The organism is Micromonospora sp. WMMC250 (genome assembly GCF_027460215.1).
GTDB classification, from domain to species: domain Bacteria; phylum Actinomycetota; class Actinomycetes; order Mycobacteriales; family Micromonosporaceae; genus Micromonospora; species Micromonospora taraxaci.
The window spans coordinates 4,950,028-4,971,695 of sequence record NZ_JAPZBJ010000002.1; the positions used below are offsets into that span (position 1 = coordinate 4,950,028).

Annotated in this window: 16 protein-coding genes; 5 read left to right on the top strand and 11 right to left on the bottom strand. The window is 71.9% G+C overall.

Annotation, left to right across the window (positions count from 1 at the left end):
- Positions 1-196: 196 nt before the first annotated feature.
- From O3438_RS22280 to O3438_RS22290, 3 genes are all read right to left on the bottom strand, one after another.
- Positions 197-2,845, bottom strand: coding sequence for an ATP-binding protein (locus tag O3438_RS22280; RefSeq protein ID WP_269681739.1), 2,649 nt, complete (start codon positions 2,843-2,845; stop codon positions 197-199).
- 124 nt (positions 2,846-2,969) lie between these two features.
- The gene (locus O3438_RS22285) at positions 2,970-4,118 is read right to left on the bottom strand and encodes an acyl-CoA dehydrogenase family protein (RefSeq protein ID WP_269681740.1); all 1,149 of its coding nucleotides are present in this window, start codon (positions 4,116-4,118) and stop codon (positions 2,970-2,972) included.
- Between the two features lie 72 nt (positions 4,119-4,190).
- Complete coding sequence (locus O3438_RS22290) at positions 4,191-5,723, bottom strand: acyl-CoA carboxylase subunit beta (RefSeq protein ID WP_269681741.1); 1,533 nt, start codon at positions 5,721-5,723, stop codon at positions 4,191-4,193.
- 168 nt (positions 5,724-5,891) lie between these two features.
- Here O3438_RS22290 and O3438_RS22295 point away from each other — a divergent pair, with 168 nt between their 5' ends.
- The gene (locus O3438_RS22295) at positions 5,892-6,467 is read left to right on the top strand and encodes a snapalysin family zinc-dependent metalloprotease (RefSeq protein WP_269681742.1); all 576 of its coding nucleotides are present in this window, start codon (positions 5,892-5,894) and stop codon (positions 6,465-6,467) included.
- A gap of 55 nt (positions 6,468-6,522) precedes the next feature.
- On the opposite strand, the gene O3438_RS22300 is transcribed toward O3438_RS22295, so the two are convergent.
- From O3438_RS22300 to O3438_RS22320, 5 genes are all read right to left on the bottom strand, one after another.
- Positions 6,523-7,434, bottom strand: coding sequence for a hydroxymethylglutaryl-CoA lyase (locus O3438_RS22300; RefSeq protein ID WP_269683720.1), 912 nt, complete (start codon positions 7,432-7,434; stop codon positions 6,523-6,525).
- A gap of 293 nt (positions 7,435-7,727) precedes the next feature.
- Positions 7,728-9,095, bottom strand: a complete 1,368-nt coding sequence (locus O3438_RS22305) for an acetyl-CoA carboxylase biotin carboxylase subunit (protein WP_269681743.1) — start codon at positions 9,093-9,095, stop codon at positions 7,728-7,730.
- 73 nt (positions 9,096-9,168) lie between these two features.
- Positions 9,169-9,768, bottom strand: coding sequence for a TetR/AcrR family transcriptional regulator (locus O3438_RS22310; protein ID WP_269681744.1), 600 nt, complete (start codon positions 9,766-9,768; stop codon positions 9,169-9,171).
- An 83-nt stretch (positions 9,769-9,851) separates the two neighbouring features.
- Complete coding sequence (locus tag O3438_RS22315) at positions 9,852-12,740, bottom strand: hypothetical protein (protein ID WP_269681745.1); 2,889 nt, start codon at positions 12,738-12,740, stop codon at positions 9,852-9,854.
- On the bottom strand, positions 12,737-14,530 hold the full coding sequence (locus tag O3438_RS22320; protein ID WP_269681746.1) for an HSP90 family protein: 1,794 nt from the start codon (positions 14,528-14,530) through the stop codon (positions 12,737-12,739). The genes O3438_RS22315 and O3438_RS22320 overlap by 4 nt, the downstream gene beginning before the upstream one ends.
- A 121-nt stretch (positions 14,531-14,651) precedes the next feature.
- On the opposite strand from O3438_RS22320, the gene O3438_RS22325 reads away from it, so the two are divergent.
- The gene (locus O3438_RS22325; protein ID WP_269681747.1) at positions 14,652-15,863 is read left to right on the top strand and encodes an MFS transporter; all 1,212 of its coding nucleotides are present in this window, start codon (positions 14,652-14,654) and stop codon (positions 15,861-15,863) included.
- Here O3438_RS22325 and O3438_RS22330 read toward each other — a convergent pair.
- Positions 15,860-16,752 (bottom strand): IS5 family transposase gene (locus O3438_RS22330; protein WP_442929568.1). Its coding sequence is split into 2 segments (ribosomal slippage): positions 15,860-16,405 and positions 16,408-16,752, totalling 891 coding nucleotides; the frame shifts between segments, so codons are not numbered across the junction. The two genes, O3438_RS22325 and O3438_RS22330, sit on opposite strands and share 4 nt — an antisense overlap.
- A gap of 85 nt (positions 16,753-16,837) precedes the next feature.
- The gene (locus tag O3438_RS22335) at positions 16,838-17,995 is read right to left on the bottom strand and encodes an FAD-dependent oxidoreductase (protein WP_269681748.1); all 1,158 of its coding nucleotides are present in this window, start codon (positions 17,993-17,995) and stop codon (positions 16,838-16,840) included.
- Between the two features lie 107 nt (positions 17,996-18,102).
- Here O3438_RS22335 and O3438_RS22340 point away from each other — a divergent pair, with 107 nt between their 5' ends.
- From O3438_RS22340 to O3438_RS22350, 3 genes are all read left to right on the top strand, one after another.
- Positions 18,103-18,684 carry a TetR/AcrR family transcriptional regulator gene (locus O3438_RS22340; RefSeq protein WP_269681749.1) on the top strand — a complete coding sequence of 194 codons (582 nt, stop codon included), beginning with the start codon at positions 18,103-18,105 and terminating at the stop codon, positions 18,682-18,684.
- 68 nt (positions 18,685-18,752) lie between these two features.
- Entirely contained in the window at positions 18,753-19,301 is a 549-nt protein-coding gene (locus O3438_RS22345) for a SigE family RNA polymerase sigma factor (protein WP_269681750.1), read from the top strand.
- Entirely contained in the window at positions 19,298-20,479 is a 1,182-nt protein-coding gene (locus tag O3438_RS22350) for a hypothetical protein (RefSeq protein ID WP_269681751.1), read from the top strand. The genes O3438_RS22345 and O3438_RS22350 overlap by 4 nt, the downstream gene beginning before the upstream one ends.
- A gap of 154 nt (positions 20,480-20,633) precedes the next feature.
- On the opposite strand, the gene O3438_RS22355 is transcribed toward O3438_RS22350, so the two are convergent.
- Positions 20,634-21,536: a sulfurtransferase gene (locus O3438_RS22355; protein WP_269681752.1), complete on the bottom strand. Its 903-nt coding sequence runs from the start codon at positions 21,534-21,536 to the stop codon at positions 20,634-20,636.
- Positions 21,537-21,668: the final 132 nt, after the last annotated feature.

A 21,668-nucleotide genomic window follows, 5' to 3' on the forward strand; every position in this document is an offset into this window, starting at 1 on the left:
CCACACCAAGCTGGATCATTCGGGCCAAGTCGACTTTCTGCCGTTCCGGCGGTGGCAGGCTTCCCACACCGGGGATCAACCGGGGGGTGACGGCGCGGGCGATCAGCGAGGGGTAGCACCAAGGGGGCTCTTCGTCCGCGCCACTCTCCCGTCGCCCTGCCGTCGTCGATCCGCAGGGAGCATCCGCCCCAGCGCGCTACGGGGCCGCCGGCCCGTCCCGGTCGGCCGTCAACGCGTAGAGCAGTCCCGACTCGTGGGGCAGCAGCGCGATGCCGCTCTCCCGACACACCTGGTCGAGCCGATCGAGGACCGCCGGGTCAGCTGTGCTCGCGGCCAGCCCCACCAGCGCCTCCACCACGTCCCGCCGATCCTGGCCCGCCTCGGCAGCGGCCGCGAACCATTCGGCGGCCAATTCCCGGTCACCCCTGTGCAACGCGAGGTTGCCCTCGATGAGCGCGCAGAGGCCGACGTCCGGCCCGTCCCCGGACAGCGCCATGTCACCGGAGCGTTGGCGTGGCACACCCCGCCCAGACGGTGCTCGCACCGAACCCGCCGCCGCGGCCTCGGCCGTTCCCGCTCGCAACTCGGCGAGCACCTCGGTCGCCTCCACGGCACGCCCGTCCTGGGCCAGCGCCAGCCCGACGGTCCCGAGCGTTCGGCGGCGGCGCCCCTGGTCACCCAGCTCGGACAACGCCGCCATCGCCCGCCGACCGCGGTCCACGGCGTCGGCGTACCAACCCTCCAGGCGGGCGACCTCGGCTCGACTGGCCCAGACCAGCACCCGCAGCCGCTGTTCCCCACTCTCGGCGGCGAGTCGGTCCGCCGCAGCGAGCCGGCGTCGTGCCGCAGCCAGGTCACCGATCCGCATCTCGTGCCAGGCGAGGCTGTTCTGAGCCACCGCCAGGTCCCGGGTCCGCCCGTCGCGGGCCGCCAGCCGCAGCACCACCTCGGCCTGCTCGCGCGCCTCGTCCTGTCGGCCGACGGCGATCAACAGTGTGCCGAGCACGATCCGCGCCTCCAGCTCACCTGTGACATCGCCGGCCTGCCGGAAGGTTTCCAACGCCGCACGCGCCGTCGGCAACTCCTCGGCACCCGCACCGTGCTCGGCCGCGAGGCGGGCGACACCGATCGCGGCCCAGCCCCGCAGGATCGGGTCGGCGTCGGCGGTACGCGGGTCCGCCAGCAGGCGGTGCAACCACTGCCGCCCGACGACATCGCGCCCACGGAACCGCCACCAACGGGTCAGGCAGGCCGCCAGCCGCAGCGCCGTCAACGGGTCGTCGGTCGCCGCGTGGGCCAGCGACGAGCTGATGTCACTCGTCATCTCGTCCAGCCGGTGCACCGCCTCGGACGAACGCGGACCGACGAGGTCGACGGCGGTCCGCGCCACCAACCGTGAGATCACCTCCGCGTGTCGCCGCCGGATGCAGGTCAACTCCCCCTCGCCGGCCGCCTGCTCGACGGCGTACTCACGGACCGCGTCGAGAAGCCGGAACCGGAACGAACCGGTGCCGCGTACGCTCAGCAGCCCCAGCTCGACGAACCGGTCCAGCCGGGGGACGGGGTCGATCGCCACGGTGCCGTCCTGGTCGGCCTTGTCGGCGAGCATCTCCTCGGCCAACTCCACCGACCAGCGGTTGCCGAAAACGGCGAGCTGCCGCAGCGCCGCCCGCTCGTCCGGTGCCAGCAGCCGGTAGCTGGTCGCGACCGCCTCGCGCAAGGTGACAGTGGCAACCGCGGAAGGGGTGGTCGGCCGTCGGGTGAGCGCGTCCGGCGCGTCCCAACCGGGGTGGACCGTGGCGTCGGCGGGAGCGGCCAGGTCGAGCACCCGATCGCCGTACCGGTCCAGCAGTTCGGTGAGGTCGAGGAGCCGACCCCGGGCGGCCATCAGCTCGATGGCGAGCGGCAGCCCGCCCAGGCGGCGAACCAGCGCGGCAAGCGCCGGCAATTCGTCGGGGGTGGGTGTCTCCCGGCGGACCTGGGCGAGCCGGGCGGTGAACAGGGCCACCGCCGGCCACGTTTCGAGCGTGGCCAGTCCGGTGTACGCGACGTCCGGGGGAGGCACGTCGAGCGGCGCGACCGGCCAGACCCGCTCGCCGGGTAGACCGACCGGGTGTCGCCCGGTGACCAGCACCCGTAGCGACGGCAGGGCTGCGATCAGCCGGTGCACCGTCGCGGCGACCGGACCCGGGGCGCGTTCCACGGCGTCCATCACCAGCAGGACCGGTCGGCCGGCGAGCTGTGCCACGAGTTCCGTCGGCCGCGCCGCCCCGAGTACGGCCATCGAGGCGGCGAGTACGTCCGGCCCGTCCGAACCCTCGCCGATCAGCACCCCGGCCACTCCGGCCGGATGGGCGGGGGCCACCGCGTGCGCCACCGACGTCGCCAGGGCGGTCTTGCCGACCCCCGCCAGCCCGACCAGGCTCACCAGCCGAGGGCCACGCTCCTCGGTCAGCATGGCGGTCAACTCGGTGATGTCGCGGCCCCGACCGATCAGCGCGACCGGAGGCGGGAGGCTGACCGGCCGGTCGAAGGTCGGGACAGCGGTCGCCGTCGAGGTGGTGTCCGGTCGGGTTGGCTCGGTGCCGGAGCCGCGGGCCGCGGCCAGGAACGCCGCCCGATCGGCGCCGGCCAACGCCAACGCCGCGGCAAGCAGGTCCACAGTGGTGCGCTGCGGCCGGACCGCCCGGCCACGCTCCAGATCACGCACCGTCCGCACACCCACCCCGGCCCGGGACGCCAGCTCGGCCTGGGTCAGGCCGGCGGCGCGTCGATGCTCGCGGAGCAGCTCCGGCAGCGGGGTACGGCCAGCCGGGCTCCGCGACCCATCATGATCCGGAGTCATGGGCACGAAGAGTACGGATCGACTCCGACGGTTGGCAGGCGAACGTCGGGCTATTGACGCCCACCCGCCGAAATCCGACAGCCGTACGGCCAGCCCGTCCGGTACGGACGGCGGGTGGAACGGTTCAGAGGCCCAGGTCCCGAGCGATGATCATCCGCTGCACCTCGCTGGTGCCCTCGCCGATCTCCAGGATCTTGGAGTCCCGCCAGAAACGGGCCACCGGGTACTCGTTCATGAAGCCGTACCCGCCGTGGATCTGGGTCGCCTCCCGAGCGTTGTCGACGGCGATCGTGCTGGCGTGCAGCTTGGCGATGGCGGCCTGCCGCTTGAACGGCTCGCCGGCCAGCATCCGGGCGGCGGCGTCGTAGTAGGCCAGCCGGGCGGTGTGCGCCTTCAGCTCCATGTCCGCGATCTTGAACTGGATCGCCTGGTTGGCGCCGATCGGCTGACCGAAGGCGTGCCGCTCCTTCGCGTACTTGATCGACTCGTCGACACAGCCCTGGGCGAGGCCGACGGCCAACGCGGCGATGGCGATCCGACCCTCGTCGAGGATCCGCAGGAACTGCGCGAAACCCCGACCCCGCGCGCCGAGCAGGTTGGCCGCCGGTACGCGGCAGTCGTCGAAGGTCAGCTCGTGGGTGTCCGAGGCGGTCCACCCCACCTTGGAGTAGCCCGCCGCGACGGTGAACCCGGGCGTGCCGGTCGGCACGATGATGGTCGACAGCTCCTTGGAGCCGTCCGGGTTCGTGCCGGTCACCGCCGTGACGGTCACCATCGCCGTGATGTCGGTGCCCGAGTTGGTGATGAACGCCTTCGACCCGTTGATCACCCACTCGTCGCCGTCCAGCACCGCGCGGGTCTGGGTGCCGGCGGCGTCCGAGCCGGTGCCCGGCTCGGTGAGCCCGAAACCGGCCAACGCCTCGCCGCTGAGCAGCCTGGGCAGCCAGGTCGCCTTCTGCTCCTCGGTGCCGAAGCGGTAGATCGGCATCGCACCCAACGAGACCGCCGCCTCCAGCGTGATGGCCACGCTGGAGTCGACCCGCGCCAACTCCTCGAGGGCCAGGCAAAGCGCGAAGTAGTCGCCGCCCATCCCACCGTGCTCCTCGGCGAAAGGCAGGCCGAACAGGCCCATCTTGCCCATCTGCCGGACCACCTCGTACGGGAAGGTGTGCTGCTCGTAGTGCTCGGCGATGACCGGGGCGACCACCTCGCGTGCGAAGTCCCGCACGCTCTCCCGCAGCGCCGCTTGTTCGTCGGTGAGCCGGAAGTCCATCTCATCCTCCAGTAGGGACGGTCCGCCGGCGCTCGTGACGCCGGGACGGGTCGCTGTGCGGGCGGTCGAGGATCAGACCGGGGTCACGCCGTGCCGGCGTCGGGAGAAGTGCCGGTCCTTCGTACGCGCCGCCGCGAAGCGACGGACCAGCTCGGTACGCAGGTCGTGCGGCTCGACGATGGCGTCCACCACCAGCTCGCTGGCGAGCCGGACCACGTCGATGTCCTGCTCGTACTCGGCTCGCTTGGCGGCCACGAAGGCGGCCCGCTCGGCCTCGTCCTCGATGGCGGCGATCTTGTTGGCGTAGACGGCGTTCACGGCGGCCTCGGCCCCCATCACCGCGATCTTCGCGGTCGGCAGGGCGATCGTGGCGTCCGGCTCGAACCCTGGGCCGGCCATCGCGTAGAGGCCGGCGCCGTACGCCTTGCGGACCACCACGCAGATCTTCGGGACCGTCGCCTCGGAGATCGCGGTGATCATCTTTGCGCCGTGCCGGATGATGCCCTGCTTCTCCACGGCGCTGCCGACCATGAAGCCTGGTACGTCGCTGAGGAACAGCAGCGGGACGTTGAAGGCGTCGCAGAGCTGCACGAACCGGGTGGCCTTGTCGGCCGAGTCGACGAAGAGCACGCCGCCCTTGAACATCGAGTTGTTGCCGACGACGCCGACGACCTGCCCGTCGAGGCGACCGAAGCCGATGGTCAGCTCCTTGGCCCAGAGGGCCTGGATCTCGAAGAAGGAGCCCTCGTCGAGCAGGCCCTTGACGTACCGCCGCATGTCGAACGCCTGCCGCTCGCTGGCCGGCACCAGCGCGGCCAGGTCGGCCTTCGCGGGCGCGGCGACCGCCGGCGCGGCCGGCGGCGCCTGGGTCCAGTTCGCCGGGAGGTACGACAGGTAGGTCTTCACCACGTCGAGCGCGTCGGCCTCGGTCTTGCAGAGGAAGTGCCCGACACCCGATTCGGCGGTGTGCACCCTGGCCCCACCCATCGCCTCCAGGGTGGTCTTCTCGCCGGTGACCATCTCGACCATCCGGTCGGAGCCGAGGTACATGCTCGCGTTGCCGTCGACCAGGGCCACCACGTCGCAGAACGCCGGGATGTACGCCCCACCGGCGGCGCTCGGACCGAACAGCGCACACACCTGCGGGATCGAACCCGAGGCGCGCACCTGGTTCCAGAAGATCTTGCCGGCGCCACGGCGGCCGGGGAAGAGGTCGACCTGGTCGGTGATCCGCGCGCCGGCCGAGTCGACCAGGTAGACCATCGGCACGCCGGCGCCGTACGCCCGCTCGATGATCCGGATGATTTTCTCGACGGTGCGGGCGCCCCAGCTGCCGGCCTTGACCGTGGAGTCGTTGGCCATCAGGCAGACCTGTCGGCCGTCGATCGTGGCGGTGCCGGTGACCACCCCGTCGGCGGGCAACCCTTCGGCCGTCGAGTTGGCGTAGAGGCCGTCCTCGACGAACGAACCCTCGTCGACCAGGAGTGCGACCCGCTCACGGGCGAAGAGCTTGCCCTTGGCCGCGTTGGCCGCGTGGTACTTGTCCGCGCCGCCGGACCGGGCCCGCTTGCGCAGCTGCTCCAGCGCCTCACCGTCGAGCGTCACGCCGACTCCCTCGCCGTACTGACCTGAACGATCGTTAGGCTAGCGCATCGGCGTGGTTGTCGGCGACCTACGAGCGAACCAGACAGTTGGGCCGAGAACAAGACATTGAAAAACGTGAATACATATCGCTAGGCTCCTGGCACCCCTCCTCCCGGATTGGAGTCAGCGATGACCTCACGACTCAATCGGCTCGCCGTCGCGGTGCTCGCGACGACACTCGCCACCCTCGGCGTCACGGTCGCCAACCCGTCGCCCGCGTCCGCCGCGATGACCATCTGCTACAACACCAGCCAGGCAGGCAGCTACGCCGGCACCGCCAACCAGGCCGCCTCGATCTGGAACAACGCCACCGTCAACCTGACGCTCTCCGCCAACTGCGGCTCGAACCTGCGGATCTACCAGATCACCGGCGGCGGCTCGTACGCCGTCCGGACCAGCCTCGGCAACGGCCGGGTCTACATCGACACCCAGCAGGCCGCGCAGTACAGCCCGCTTCGCATCATGACCCACGAGATCGGGCACATCCTCGGCCTGCCGGACAACTACAACGGCAACTGCTCGCTGCTGATGTCCGGTGGCAGCGCCGGCACCAGCTGCACCAACCCGTACCCGAGCAGCGCCGAGGCGAACCGGGTGAGCAACCTCTTCGCCGGCACCCGCATCGCCACCGAGCGCAGCACCGACCGCGCCGAGGCGGACATCTTCCGCGACAGCTGGCCGAGCATGCTCACCCCGGTGGGCTGATCGACCTGGTACGTCGGAGGGGCCGGCCTCGTGCCGGCCCCTCCCCGCGTCTCACTCAGCTCAGCATCGGGGTCAGTCGGGTCCGTGGACCAGCCCGCAGCACACCCGACGGCAACTTCTTGCCGAGCAACTCCTCGGCCAGCTCCGCCGCCTCGACGAGGGCCGCCAGGTCGATGCCGGTGTCGATGCCCATGTCGTGCAGCATGTGCACTGCCTCCTCGGTCGCCAGGTTGCCGCTCGCCCCCGGCGCGTACGGGCAGCCGCCCAGGCCACCGACGCTGGCGTCGAACTCGGTCACCCCCAGCTCCAACGCGGTCAACAGGTTGGCCAGCGCCGTCCCCCGGGTGTTGTGGAAGTGCAGCAGCACCGGCACGTTCGCGTTGCGGTCGCGTACCGCGGTCAACAGCTCACGGACCCGGCGCGGCGTGCCCATGCCGGTGGTGTCGCCGAACGCGACCCGGTCCGCGCCGTCCCGGACCACCCGGTCGACGATGCCGGCCACCCGCGCCGGGTCGACGTCACCCTCGTACGGGCAGCCGAAGCTGGTCGCCACGATCACCTCCACCCGAGCGGACGCGCCGTGCAGCAGGTCGATCAGTTCGGCGATGTCGTCCAGCGACTCGTCGGTCGACCGGTTGACGTTGCGGTGGTTGTGCGTGTCGCTGGCGGAGACCACCACCTCGATCTCGGTGAACCCGGCGGCGAGGGCCCGCTGGGCGCCCCGGGTGTTCGGCACCAGCGCCGAGTACCGCACCCCGTCGACCTTCACCGCCCGCTGCCACACCTCGTCGGCGTCGGCCATCTGCGGGATCGCCTTCGGATGTACGAACGACACCGCCTCGATCCGGCGCACCCCGGTGCCGGAGAGTGCGTCGAGCAGACGGACCTTCGCGTCGGTCGGGATCGGGTCCTCGTTCTGCAACCCGTCCCGTGGCCCGACCTCGCGGATCGAGACGGAATCTGGCAACTGGCTCATCGGTCACCTCGCTGTGACGTCGGATCGGGACAGCATGTCGGCCGCTTTGCTCTGCTGCCCTATCTGCGACGGCTACTGTCCGTCATTCGGACGCCGCTGTCGCATATAGGTAAGCAGAGCAAAGGGCCCATCAACCAGTCTCGCCCGGCCGCCGGGCCGCACCGCCCGGCCGCACCGCCCGGCCGCGCCGCCGGGCCGCACCGCCCTGCCGCGCCGCCGGGGCCGCCAGGCAACAGCGCCGGGCCGCACCGCCGGGCGACGGGCCGCCCGGGGGACCTGACCGTTCAGCGCATCCGGGAGACGATGCCCGTGTCGTAGGCGCCGGAGCGGAACTCCTCGTTGTCCAGCAGCTCGGCGAAGAAGGGCAGGTTGTTCTTCGGGCCGACGACCTGGAACCCGGCGACCGCTTCCTTCGCGCGTTCGAGCACCTCGTCGCGGGTCGCCCCGCTGATGATCAGCTTCGCCATCAGGCTGTCGTAGAACGGGGTGACCGTGTTGCCCTCGGTGTAGCCGGAATCCACCCGGACACCCACGCCGGCGGGCTCCACCCAGGTCTTCACCACACCGGGGCCGGGCAGGAAACGCTTCGGGTCCTCCGCGTTGATCCGCATCTCGATCGCGTGCCCGGCCGGCGTCAGGGCGTCCGGGTCGAACGTCGGCGCCAGCCCGGACGCCACCCGCAACTGCTCCTCGACCAGGTCGATCCCGTAGACGTACTCGGTCACCGGGTGCTCCACCTGGAGCCGTGTGTTCATCTCCAGGAAGAAAAAGTCTTCGGAGCCGGGGACGTCGCCCTCGGAGTCCCGCTGACGCGGGACCAGCAGGCACTCCACAGTGCCCGCGTTGCGGTAACCGACCGCCTCGCCGGCCCGGACCGCCGCCGCCAGAAGGCGGACCCGCAGCTCCGGCGAGACCGCCGGGGACGGGGACTCCTCGACCAGCTTCTGGTTCCGTCGCTGCACCGAGCACTCCCGCTCACCGAGCGCCACCACCCGACCGTCGGCCAGACCGAGGATCTGCACCTCGACGTGGCGCACCCGGGGGAAGTACCGCTCGATCAACACCGACCCGTCGCCGAACATCCGCTCCGCGAACGCGCGCACCTTGTCGTACTCGGTGCGCAACGCGGCCTCGTCGACGGCGACGCCCATGCCCATGCCGCCGCCACCGGCCGCGGCCTTGACCATCACCGGGTAGCCGATCTCGGCGGCGGCCGTCACCGCCGCGTCCAGGTCGGCGGCCGGGTCGGTGGTGCCCGGCGCGACCGGAACACCGGCCGCCGCCATCAGGTTACGGGCGTTGATCTTGTCGCCCATCGCGGTGATCGCGTCCGCGTCGGGGCCGACCCAGATCAGACCACCGGCCTCGACGGTACGGGCGAACTCGGCGTTCTCCGACAGGAAGCCGTAGCCGGGGTGGATGGCCTGCGCACCTGTCGCCTTCGCGGCGGCGAGGATCGCCTCGGTGTTGCGGTAGCTCAGGGCCGGGTTCGCCGGGCCGATGAGGACCGCCTCGTCCGCCTCTGCCACGAACGGCAGGTCGGCATCGGCCTCCGAGTGAACCGCGATGGCGCGGATGCCGAGCCGCTTGGCGGTCCGGATGATCCGGCGGGCGATCTCACCCCGATTGGCTACCAGCAGTGACTCGATCATGTTTCCTCCCGGCGTCCGGATGGTGGGACGGTGGTTAGGGAATCATGACCGACGAACCTCTGACGAGTCGGGCTCAGGCGAGCAACGCGGCAAGTGTCGCGCCGCGCAGCAGCTCGGCCCGGCGACGCCGGTCCACCTCACCGCCTAGGAACGGAGTCGAGTTCATCAACCCGAACGCGGCGTGCGCGAGCACCCGCGCCTCACCGTCGGGCATGCCCGGGTGCAGGGCGGTGAGCACTGTGACCCACTCCTCGACGTAGAGCCGTTGCAGACGACGGATCCGTCGTCTCGGCTCCTCCGGCAGGCGGTCCAACTCGTGCAGGTGCAACGCGATCACCGCCGGGTTGGCCAGCGCGAACTCGACGTGGAAGTCGATCAGCGACTCCAGCACGCCGCGCGGGTCGTCCGGGTGCCCGGCGGCGCGTTCCCGCCCGCCGGCCAGCAACCCCTCACTGACCGGGATCAGCGCGGCGGCCAGCATCGCCTCCTTGCCGGCGAAGTGGTGGTAGAGCGCCGGACCGGTGACCCCCGCCGCCGCGCCGATGTCGTCCATCGACACACCGTGGTAGCCACGCGCGGCGAACAGACCGACCGCGATCTCCAGGATCTCGTCCTTGCGGGACCTGCGCCGGCCCGCGCCCGTGGCACCCCGTGCCTGCTGCTCCACCGTCACCGGGCAAGCCTAGACCGCGATCTGGCCCCGGTGGGCCGATGGTTGGCGAGCGGTTGAGCACACCTCGGCGCGGACCGCCGCGCTCAGTCGTCAGGGTCGAGGTCGTGCTCCGTTCTCAGCGCGGCGGCCTCGGCGGGCCGGTCCAGCAGATCCAGGGCACGGGCCAGCAGCCAGGCCGTCTGGCGGACCGGTCGCGAGTCGGCCGGCAGCCCACCGAGAACCCGTCGCAGGAGCGGCTCCGCCTCCCCCGGACGGTCCAGACGAAGCAGCAGCTCACCGACGAGGATCTCCACCTGGGCAGCCTCACCGAAAGCCTCGATCGACCGTAGCCGGTCAGACACCCCGTCCAGCCGCGCCAACGCCTCGTCCGGCCGGTTCCCGGTCGTCAGCACCCGCGCCCCGACCTCGGCGACCATCGCCAGCTCATACGTCACCGGTGGCTCCGGCTGCCCGGCCAGGGTCACCGCCAGCGCGTCCGCCTGCTCGACGGCCCGAGTCGCCGCCGGCCGGTCGTCCGCCCAGAACCAGGCGTACGCCTCCCGCCGGCGCGCCCGCAACTCGTCCAGCGGCAGGTCGCCGAGCCGGTACGCCTCGGCGGCTGCGGCGAACCGCTCCGCGCCGGCCGCGTCCCGGTCCGCGTCGTAGAGAATGTCCCCGGCCTCCTCCAGCACCTGCGCCCGGTACGGGAGGTTGTCCGGACCGTCGAGGTTGTCGGCCAACTGCTCCAGCAGGGTGAGGGCCGGTTTGATCTCGCCGAGCCCGGCGTACACGCCGGCCAGCAGGTGCCGGCACCGGTCCGCCTCGGCCTGGGCGCCGAGCCGGTCGAGACCCAGGACCGCCTCCTCGGCGACCTCGGCCGCCTCTCCGAGCCGACCCACCATCCGGTACGCGTTCGCCAACTCCCACCGCAGGAACGCGTCCCCCTCCTCGCCCCGCTCCACGCAGAGCGTTACCGCCTCGACGAAGTCGTCCACCGCGTCGGCGGCCCGGCCGGCCGCGAGCAACGCGCGGGCACGGGCGACGCGAACCGCCAACTCCGCTTCCGTCGGGGCCGACGCGAGCGCCTCGTCGCAGGCGGCCACCGCTTCGGCCGGGTCGTCCACCGTCCGGGCGTACGCCAGGGAGGCCGCCGTTACCAGCTCGTCGACGCCCACGTCCCGGCCGATGCGGCGGGCCTCGGCGGCGGCGGCTCGCGCCTCGTCGAGACGTTCCGACTGCTCCAACACGTGCGCCCGGTGCAGCGCGACCCGGGCCGCCAGGTACGGGTCACCACCCGCGTCGGCGGGCACCCGGTCCAGCGCCGCGAGCGCCTCGGCCCAGCGTTCCCGCTGAAGCAGCGCCAACGCCACCCGGTGGTGGGCGGCGGCCCGCTGCCGGGCGTCGCCGTCCCGGTCCAGCACCTCCGCTGCCTTCCGGACCAACGCCAACCCCTCGTCGGCGTCGTCGGAGCGGGCCAGCAGCACGCCGAGCCGCCCCGCGACCACCTGCGCGGACAACTCGTCGCCCTGCGTCAGGTAAAGGTCCAGAGCCGCTCGGTTCGACTCGATCGCGCCCGGCAGGTCGTCCTCGTCGCCGCGCTCGGCCGCCCGCAGCGCCATCCGCTGCGCGACAGTACGCGGCGGCAGGTCGGCCGTGCCGAACCGGTCGTCGTAGGCGGCCAACGCCGCCCGGAACGTGATCGGGTCGTGCCGACCCCAGCTCTGCTCGGCGAGGTCCAGCAGCTCGTCCGGCCCGGCGTCGGCAGGCACCGTCGGTGCGGGTGTCTCGGGCTTGCGGGCGCGCGTCGCCCTGTCGGCCAGGGCCGGGGAGTCGCCGCGGTGGGATGTGGTCGGCTCGTCCCCGCCCCTCAGTGGCGGGCGACGGCGGACGCTCGCGGACAGCGGCAGGTGCTCACCGCTCGGTCGCACGGCGAGCCGGCGGGCGACCCACTCCGACTGGTGGGTGGTGCCGTTGCGGGCGTCGAAACGCTCCGCCAACTCGGTGGCGGTCCGCGTCAGCTCGTCGGCGAGCACCGACGCCGACACCTCGCCGGCCGGTCGACCCTCGGCGGCGCGGCGGTACACGGTCGCCACACCGCCCTGACCGGCCTGGCGCAGCGCGGCGGCAGCCGTCGCCGCGAAGTGCATCGCGGCGGCCGGCGACGGTGCCCGGTCCAGCCAGTCCAGATGCCGTTCGACCAACTCCACCGCCCGCGCCTCGTTGCCGGTCACCGTGCAGAACTCGACGTGGTCGCCGATGTCCCACAGGTCGGCGAGGTTGCCGCGCAACCGGCGGTACGCCTCCCGGTGCGCGTCCCGCGCCGACTCGGCCCGCCCGGTCCGCAGGTATGGCAGGAGCAGCGCGGTGAGGATCGCCTGCGGCTGCTCGTTGCAGGTGAGCCGGCCGGCGAGCACCGGCTCGGACAGCGCCACCGCCTCCGCGTCCCGCCCGGTGTCGGCGAGGTAGTTCACCTGGCTGGTGGGGTCACAGCCGGCGCAGTCGGAGAGGTCGTCGCGCGGTGTGGTCTGCCAGAGCCGGTACCAGTGCGCGGCAGCCTCGGCGTCGCCCACGTGGTCGGCTACCCGGAACCGGTGCTTGTGGACGGTCTGCAGGCTGTGCCCACCCGCCCGGTAGCGGCGTTCCATGTCGTCCAGCACCGCGTACGTGCGGTCGAGGGGCACCTCCGGGAAGTTCAGCAACCCGGTGACCATGTACTTGAAGTGCCACAGCAGGTTGTGCGCGTGGCGTTGGTGATAGGGCTGCGGGTCTCTGTCGAACTCGGACAGACACCAGGAGAACGTCACGAAGGACTTCGCGGGCTCGCCGCCGTAGATGTAACCGGTGGTGGCCTGCATCCGGGTGACGAAGGCCAGGTGTCGGTCGTCGGCGGCGTCCACCCGGCGCAGCAACTGCTCGAACGCGGCGATCTGCCCCGCCCCGTACGGCATGTCGGAGATGCCGCGCAGCACCCGCCAGAGATCCTCGTCGCTCATGCTCGCCCCTGTCCTGGTACGGCCCGGCCGAGCAGGCCGAGGAAGGAATCGTTCAGCAACGCCGCGTCGGCAGCGCGGATCGGATGGTGGCCGAGCAGCAGCGCCTGGCCGTACAGCGCCTCGACGGCGAGCCCCACCAACTCCGGGTCGGCCAGCGCGGTGACCCGGCGGACCAACGGGTTGCGGTGGTTGAGCACCAGCTGCGGGCGGTCCGGCGGCGCGGTGGCGGCGAGAGCGTCGAGGACGCCGCCCCACAGTTCGTCGGCCCGGTCCCGGCTGGCCGCCAACTGGTCGTTGAACGCCGCCGACCTGCTGACCAGGTAGAGCGCGGGCAGCGACACCGGTTCGTACGCCCGGATCACCACCTCGCAGCCGGACCGTTCGACGGCCCGCTGCGCGGCGGCGAGGAAGGGCCGCAGCGCCATCTCCACCTGCGGGTCGAGCGCGTCGAACCGGGTGGTCAGGTCGCTCGGCTCCAGCCGTTCGATCAGCACGGAGCGGTCCACCGCCGGTAGCCGCTCGATCAGCTCGGTGTCGTACGTGTAGCCGCCGTTGACCACCGCCAGGTCCTGCGCGGCGGCCACCGCGGCGAGCTGCCGGAACTCGTCCAGGCTCGCCGCGTACCGGAGCACGCCGTAGCGCTCCCGGAACTCGGCGAGGGTGAGCGTGCCGACGTTGGTGTCCATCGGCCACCACCTGTCGACCAGCTGGAGCATCTCGTCGTCGTGCAGCGCCAGTGCCTTCACCCCCAGGTGGTGCACCTGGAGGAACTCGGCCAGCCGGTGCGGGTCGTGCCGGGCCAGCCGGACCAGCCAGCCGCGTACCTGGTCGCCGAGCGCCTCCCGGGTCGTGGTCAGCAGGGTGTCCTCGTAGAGGGCTTCCCGGCTGGCGGTGGGGCGTAGCTCGGTGGCGTCTACCACGCAGTGCGCGAAGAAGGCCCAGTCCGGCAGCAACCCGTCGGCGTGTTCGGTGAGCAGCATCCGCTTGAGGTAGACCCGGTGCCCGGCCCGGGCCGCCGGGTTCACCGGGGTGGGCAGGATGAAGGCGACACCGGTGAGCCCGGCCTCCGGCACGCTCAGGGGCAGCACGTCGAACGGGTCGATACCGAGCGTCTCCCGGGCGTACGCGACAAGTGCCGCCCGGTCGACGGGAGCGCCGGGGGCGGTCGGCCAGGGCGGCTCGCCGGTGGTGGTCACCATGTCACCGACCCGGACGGTGACCGGCAGCAGTGACCCGAAGAGCCGGGCCAGGTCGGTGACGGTAGGGGTGGCGAACCACTGGTCGGCGTCGCGGCGCGGCACCAGCGTGACGGTGGTGCCCGGTTCGGCGCGGGAGGCTTCCGGCGGCGCCAGGCTCACCGCGTACCGGCCGTCGGCGTACCCGGTCCAGCGCACCGTGGGGTGGTCGCCGTTGCGGGTGAACACCTGGATCTCGTCGGCGACCAGGAAGCAGGAGAGCAAGCCGATGCCGAACTGGCCGAGGAACTCGTGCCGGGAGAAGCCGAGTTCGTCCCTCTTGGAGCTGCGACCGATGGTGGCCAGCAACTCGTGCACCTGCGCCTCGGTCAGTCCGATGCCGGTGTCGTGCACCCGCAGCGTGCCGTCACCGGTCGCCTCGGGTGTCTCGATGCGGACCAGGGCCGGCGCGTCCGGCTCGGTCGAGCGCCGCGCGGTGATCGCGTCCACCGCGTTCTGCAGCAGCTCGCGCACGTAGACCCTCGGACTGCCGTAGAGGTGGTGGCTGAGCAGGTCGACCACGCCACGGAGGTCGACCTGGAAGGTGTGGTCCACGTGCGTTTCTCCCCCGGTCCCGAAATGCCGGCGCCCACCGTACCGATGATCACCGACACGCGCGTCCCCCTTTCGCCCGGCGGCTTGACCCTCGACCAGGTCGAACCAGCACTGTCGCCGGATGACCTCCACAGCTCTGGGCCGGGACTTCCGGTTGCTCTGGTCCGCCGCCGTCTCGTCGCGGTTCGGGGACGCGCTGCGTACCCCCGCACTGGCCCTGCTGGCCGCGACGGTGACCCGCGATCCGCGGATCATCGCGGCGGTCACCGTGGCGGGTCAGTTGCCACCGTTGCTCTTCGGCCTGCTCGGCGGTGTGTACGCGGACCGCTGGGACCGTCGTCGGACGATGGCGGTGGTCGACGGGGTACGCGCCGCCGTGGTGGCGGCACTGGCGGTGGCGGTCGCCCTGCATCGGGCCAGCGTCCCGGTGTTGCTGGTGGCGGCGTTCCTCCTCGCCGCGTTGGGCACTCTGTTCGACTCCGCCTCGTTCGCCCTGCTGCCCGCGCTGGTGCCACCGGACGCGTTGCCAAGGGCGAATGGCCGACTCCAGGCGGGTGCCGCGGTTGCCGGGGGTTTCCTCGGGGCGCCGGCCGCCGGTGTCCTCTTCGCCGTCGCACCGGCCCTCCCGTTCGCCCTTGACGCCGTCACCTTCGCGGTGGCCGCGCTGCTCGTGCTGGCCCTGACCCCGGCACCCGTCGCGGCTACGCGACCACGGTCCGGGGTACGGCGCGGATCGGTGTGGCGTGAGATCGTCGATGGGCTGCGCTGGCTGTACGCGCACCGAACACTGTGGAGGGTCACGGTGCTGACCTCCGCGAGCAATCTGGCGATCAGCGGGATCATGGCGGTGCTGGTGCTCTACGCGCTGGACGTGCTGCGGGTGCCGCCGGCCGGGTACGGGCTGTTCGCCGCCTCCGCCATCGTCGGTGGCGTGGTCGGGGCGCTCGGGGCCGGTCGGCTCGCCGCCCGACTCGGCACGGTCCCGGCGCTGGGCGTGGTGCTCGCCGCGGAGACCGTGGCGTTGACCGGGTTCGCGCTGGCCCGGCATCCGGTGCCGGGCGGTCTCGCGTTGGCTGTGTTCGCCGCCGGCACCGTGGTGTGGAACAGCCTGTGGGCGTCGTACGGGCAGCGGAGCGTGCCGGCCGGGCTGCTCGGCCGGGTCGGGGCGGCCCAGCGGATGGTCGGTCTGCTCACCGCGCCGGTCGGGGCGGCACTCGCCGGGCTCGCCGCCGCCGCGTTCGGGACGGTGCCGGTGGTGGGTGCCGCCGCGGGCGTTTTCGCGCTGGTCACCGTCGCGGCGTGGCGGGCACTGCGGCCGGTGTCGCCGGCCTAGGTTCTGTCTCGTAGATCTTGGTGGTCGGGGACGGCGCGTAGCCAGTCGAGGGTTTCGACCAGGTCGAGGGTGGCCTGGAAGTGGGAGCCGAGTTTGTCGTAGCGGGTGGCGAGGCCGCGCCAGTGTTTGCGTCGGTTGAAGCCGCGTTCGACCTGGTTGCGGCGCTTGTAGGCGGTGGGATCGAAGGTCGGTGGTCGGCCGCCACGTTGTCCTCGCCGCTTCCGGTTGGCGATCTGATCGTTGGGCTCGGGGATGACGGTGGTGATGCGTTTGTCTCGCAGGGCCTTGCGGTTGGCTCGCGAGGAGTACGCCTTGTCGCCGGTGACGGAGTCAGGTCGCTTGCGTGGTCTGCCGACCTGGCCGGGACGCGGCACTCGGACCTGGTCGAGCAGTGGGATCAATTGCTGGGTGTCGGCGGCCTGACCTGGGGTGATGCGGGTAGCCAGAGAGCGGCCACGTCCGTCGGCCAGGGTGTGGATCTTCGTGGTCAGTCCGCCGCGGGACCGGCCGATGCCTTGCGCTGCCCGCGCGTCGGTGCTACTCAGCCCCCTTTTCGGGCACCCGCCGCGTGTTGGTGGGTCCGCACGATGGTGGCGTCGACCTGGGCGTCCCAGTCAATGTCGTCGTCGAGTTCGGCCAACGCGATGACGTGCGCCTTGAGGCTGGCCCAGGTGCCGTCGGCTGCCCAGCGGCGGAACCGTTGGTACGCGGTCTTCCATGGCCCATACCGTTCGGGCAGGTCACGCCATGGCGAACCGGTCCGTTTGACCCAGCAGATCGCGTTGATGACCTGCCGATGATCACGCCACTGGTTACCTCGAACGGGCTGTGTCGGCAGCAACGGCGCCAACACAGCCCACTCGTGGTTCGTCAGATCTCCTCGTGCCACAAAGGGCCTAACGAGCGAGATTCATGATCCGCGAGACAGAACCTAGCCGGACGGCCCGTCTCACCGGTCAGCTCGGCGGCCCGTCTCACCGGCTCAGCTCGGCGTCTGCCTCCCGGTGGGACAGCCCGGACAGGCGCAGCGCGATCCGCCGACGGACCGGCGGCACCGCACCGATCAACCGGAGCAGCACGTCCCGGGCCGGCCGGCGGGCCGGGGGGACGGTGGCCAGCCGGGTCAGCCCGGCGGCGAAGCTCATCACGTCCTCGGCCATCGGCCGCTGCCGGGTGTTGTAGTCGTCGAGCAGCGTGTCCGGGCCACCGTCGAACACGTCCGCCAGCGCGGTGCCGAGGGCGACCGCGTCGCAGATTCCGAGGTTCATACCCTGCCCGCCGGCCGGGCTGTGCACGTGCCCGGCGTCCCCGGCCAGCAGCACCGACCCGGCTCGGAAGGTGTCGGCGATCCGGTGGTGGACCCGGAACCGGGAACCCCAGAGCACCTCGGTGACGCGGTCGGGTCTCCGTGCCGGGCCGCGTTCGTCGAGCAGCGCCTGGAGGTACGCCCGGTCCGGTGCGGGTGGGGCGTCCGCCACGGCGGCGACCAGGCGGACCACCCCGTCCGGCAGCGGCGCCCAGATCAACGGGCCGGGGCGGGCGAGGAAGAGGGCCGCCTCGTCGCGCGGCAGAACGCTTCGCACCCGTACGTCGGCGAGCACGAAGGACTCCTCGTCGCTCGGGCCGGTGAAGCCGATGCCGGCCAACTGCCGCACGGTGCTGTGCAGGCCGTCCGCGCCGACGACGTACCGGGCGCGCAACGGCTCCCCGTCGACCTGCGCGAGCACCCCGTCGCCGGTGTCGGTGAGCCCGGTGAGTCGGCGCTGTCGTCGTACCTGGACACCGAGGTCGGCGAGCTGCCCGACGAGCACCGCCTCGGTCACCGCCTGGGAGACCAGCAGCGCATAGGGGTAGCGGGACGGCAGCTCGTGGAACGGCACCGTCAGCAGCACCCGGTCCCGGTCGCGCACTGTGAAGCGCGGTGTCCGCACCGCCTGGGCGATCAACGGCGCCGCCGCGCCGATCCGGTCCAGCACCTCCAGGGTGTACGCGTGCACGACCGCCGCGCGGGACGTCGTGGGCGGCTCGGCCAGCTTGTCCAGCAGTGTCACGTCGACTCCGCGTCGCGCCAGCGTCAGGGCGGTGGCGAGACCGGTGGGGCCGGCGCCCACCACCAGAACGTCGGTGCTCATGGGCCACCTCCAGACGATCGCTGCCAACACATGTTGGCAAACACTTGTTGGCGACGTTAGAACCCTCCTGATTGCGTGTCAACACCTGTTGGCATACGGTCGTTGACGTGACAGTGCCCGCTCCGCCGACCCAACCCCGCCGCTCGGACGCGACCCGGGCGGCGATCCTGCGAGCGGCCCGCGAACGATTCGCCGCAGACGGGTACGAGCGCGCCACGATCAGGGCCATCGCCGCCGACGCCCAGATCGACCCGTCGATGGTCATGCGCTACTACGGCAGCAAGGAGGGTCTCTTCGCGGCGGCAGCCGAGTTCGACCTACGCCTGCCCGACCTGACGCCCATCCCGCCCGAGCAACTCGGCGAGACGCTCGTCCGGCACTTCCTCAGCCGGTGGGACGGCGACGAGACACTCGTGGCGCTGCTGCGGGCCGCCAGCACCAACCCCGGCGCCGCCGAACGCATGCGCGACATCTTCGCCAACCAGCTCACCACTGCGGTGGCCGCCTTCGGCACCGACCCGACGACAACCGCCCGCCGTGCGGGTCTGGTGGCCAGTCAGGTCCTCGGCCTCGCCTTCACCAGGTACGTCGTCCGCCTGCCGCCCATGGTGGACACGACACCGGAGGACCTGGTCTCCTGGATCGCACCGACCCTCCAGCGCTACCTGACCGGAACACCGGGAAGCTGACCCAACCTTTTCCCTCCCCCCGTGCGTCTGGCAGGTGACGCGCATCGGGACGGCCGGGAGGAGGGCGGATGGCACCAAAGGGTGACGACGGGCGCGACGGCTACCTCGCCTTCGTGGAGAGCCACCAACACCGGCTGCTCCGCGCGGCGTACCTGATCTGCGGCAACCAACACCAGGCCGAAGACCTGCTCCAGGACGCGCTTTTGAAGCTCGCCCTGCGATGGGGCTCGGTCCGCAACGCCGACCCCTCCGCGTACGTGCGGGCCATCCTCTACCGCGACTCCGTGTCGTGGTGGCGTCGTCGTCGTCGGGAGTGGCTCAGTGCCGCGCCGCCGGACCAGGTGGCCCACGACCGGGACGGCGCGCTACGGCTGACACTGCACGACGCGCTGGGTCTGCTGCCACCACGGCAACGGGCCGTGCTGGTGCTGCGCTACTACGAGGACCTGACCGAGGTCGCCACCGCCGAGGCGCTCGGGGTGACCGTCGGCACCGTCAAGAGCCAGTGTCACGCGGCGCTCCGTCGACTCCGCGAGGTCGCACCGGACCTCGCCCGGGACACCCGACCGAGCCAGGGCTCGGCCGACCTGGCCAGCGGTCTGGAGGTGAACCCGTGAACGAGCAGGACCTACGCCGACTGATGACCGTCAGCGTCGAGGACGTGCTGCCCAGCCGACCGGCCACCGCCGGATGGGAGCGGGCCCGCCGCACCCGGCGTACCCGAAAGGCCGTCGCGGCGGCGGCGCTGGCCGTGGCGCTCGTCGCCGGTGGCATGGTGGCCGCCCTGCGCTCGTCCGCCGATCCGCCGCCGGTCATTCCGGTGGCCCCGACCGTCGAACCCACCCACAATGGCCCGGTCCAGCGACCGCCCGACAACCTGACCTACCTACCCGACCCGTTGAACCGGCTCGGCAGCCCGGCGACGGTGCCGCTCTCCGAGCGACCGGTCCAGCGTGCGCGGGCGCTGTTCCAACCGGTCGACGAGGAGAACCGCGCGGACGGGCCGGTCCGGGTTCTCGGCGACGACGGCGTGGTGCGAAGTCTCGACGTGGTGACGTTGGCGCCCACCCGCGACGCGAGCGGCAACGAGGCGGTCGCCCTGAAGCCGGGAGTGCTGTCGCCGGACGGCCGGTCCGCCGCGTTCGCCCAGAACGACGAGCTGGTCCTGGTCGACCTCACCACGGCGGACGTCCGCCGGATACCGATTGAGGGATACCTGGAGTTGGTCGTGTGGGCGCATGACCGGGTGCTGGTCGGGGGTGACGACCGGACGTACGCGGTGGACCGGGTCACCGGGGTCGCCACCATGATCGACGTGTCGACCTGGGTCGTGGCCGCACCCGACCCGGAGGCCGGCCGTGACGCCCCACTGGTCGAGATGATCGGTGAACGGGACGCCCTGAAGCTGCGCACCAGGACCGCCCGTGAGGCGCAGATCCGTTCCGAACAGCCCATCACCGGGCGCGCGCTGCCCTCGCCGTACGCGATCAACGAGTTCTACGGCCGAGGCTGGCTGCACGGCGAGCGGCTGGCCAGCGCGGCGTGGATCACCAGCGGTGAGATCGACGGCGCTGAAGGGGTGGCCGTGCTGGACGCACGGACCGGCGCCGTGTCCCATCTGCTCGACCTGGGCCGGGATCGGGCCAAGGGCTGCTGCGAGGTGCTGGGCTGGGACAACAAGGGCTCGGTGCTCCTCCGGCTGGAGCCGGCTGCCCTGGCCCGTTGGAACCCGGAGACCGGCGAGATCACCGGCATCGTCCGCGACCTGCGCGGGGCGATGGCACTCGCCAGCTGACGGCCGTCCCCACGCGACCGGGGCAATCGCGTGGGGACGGCCGTACGGCTTCACGCGGCGGAGCCGCTCAGCCTGCTCAGGAGGCGAGGCCGCTCAGCCTGCTCAGGAGGCGAGGCCGCTCAGCCTGGTCAGGAGGCGAGGCCGCTCAGCCTGGTCAGGAGGCGAGGCCGCCGGGCTGGTCGCCCTTGACCACAGGTGCCCGGACCAGGTTGCCCCACTCGGTCCACGACCCGTCGTAGTTGCGCACCTGCGGGTAACCCAGCAGGTGCCGCAGCACGAACCAGGTGTGGCTGGACCGCTCACCGATCCGGCAGTACGCGATCACGTCGTCGGCCGGGCTGAGCCCGAGCTGGTCGGCGTAGATCGCGCGCAGCTCGTCGGCGGACTTGAAGGTGCCGTCGTCGTTGGCGGCGGACTTCCACGGCTTGCTCACCGCACCGGGAATGTGCCCGCCACGCAGCGCGCCCTCCTGCGGGTAGTCCGGCATGTGCAGCGTCTCGCCCGTGTACTCGCCCGGCGAACGGACGTCGACCAGCGGCCGGCCGGCGGCGATGTGCGCCATGACCTGCTCGCGGTACGCCCGCAGCGGCGCGTCGTCGCGCAACGGCACCGGGTAGTCGGCGCGCGGTCGAGTCGTCTTGTCGCGGGTCACCTCGCGGCCCTCGGCGATCCACTTCTGCCGACCGCCGTCGAGCAGCCGCACGTCGGCGTGGCCGAAGAGCGAGAAGACCCAGAGGGCGTACGCAGCCCACCAGTTGAAGTTGTCGCCGTAGAACACGACGGTGTCGCCCCGGCCGATGCCCTTCGCGGCGCACAGCTCGGCGAAGCTCTCGGCGTCCAGGTAGTCCCGGGTCACCTGGTCGTTCAACTCCAGGTGCCAGTCGACCTTCACGGCACCGGGAATGTGACCGGATTCGTAGAGCAGCACGTCCTCGTCGGACTCGACGACGACGAGGCCCTCGTCGCCCAGGTGCTCGGCCAGCCACTCGGTGGTGACCAACCGTTGCGGGTCCGCGTACGACTGGAGGCGGGGATCGGGATCGCTCGGCACAGACATGAACCCCAACCTACGCCGCGACCCGACCGGACGGCCCGCCATCGAGCATCGGGGACCACACATGTGGCGCAGGGAACGGAACCGGCCCACCACCCGGAGAGGGTGATGGGCCGGCCGGAGTCGTCACACCGC

Excerpts from the sequence above, each read along its gene's own strand:
- O3438_RS22280 (WP_269681739.1), bottom strand. The coding sequence starts at position 2,845 with ATGACTCCGGATCATGATGGGTCGCGGAGCCCGGCTGGCCGTACCCCG.
- O3438_RS22285 (WP_269681740.1), bottom strand. The coding sequence starts at position 4,118 with ATGGACTTCCGGCTCACCGACGAACAAGCGGCGCTGCGGGAGAGCGTG.
- O3438_RS22295 (WP_269681742.1), top strand. The coding sequence starts at position 5,892 with ATGACCTCACGACTCAATCGGCTCGCCGTCGCGGTGCTCGCGACGACA.
- O3438_RS22305 (WP_269681743.1), bottom strand. The coding sequence starts at position 9,095 with ATGATCGAGTCACTGCTGGTAGCCAATCGGGGTGAGATCGCCCGCCGG.
- O3438_RS22315 (WP_269681745.1), bottom strand. The coding sequence starts at position 12,740 with ATGAGCGACGAGGATCTCTGGCGGGTGCTGCGCGGCATCTCCGACATG.
- O3438_RS22325 (WP_269681747.1), top strand. The coding sequence starts at position 14,652 with ATGACCTCCACAGCTCTGGGCCGGGACTTCCGGTTGCTCTGGTCCGCC.
- O3438_RS22335 (WP_269681748.1), bottom strand. The coding sequence starts at position 17,995 with ATGAGCACCGACGTTCTGGTGGTGGGCGCCGGCCCCACCGGTCTCGCC.
- O3438_RS22345 (WP_269681750.1), top strand. The coding sequence starts at position 18,753 with ATGGCACCAAAGGGTGACGACGGGCGCGACGGCTACCTCGCCTTCGTG.
- O3438_RS22355 (WP_269681752.1), bottom strand. The coding sequence starts at position 21,536 with ATGTCTGTGCCGAGCGATCCCGATCCCCGCCTCCAGTCGTACGCGGAC.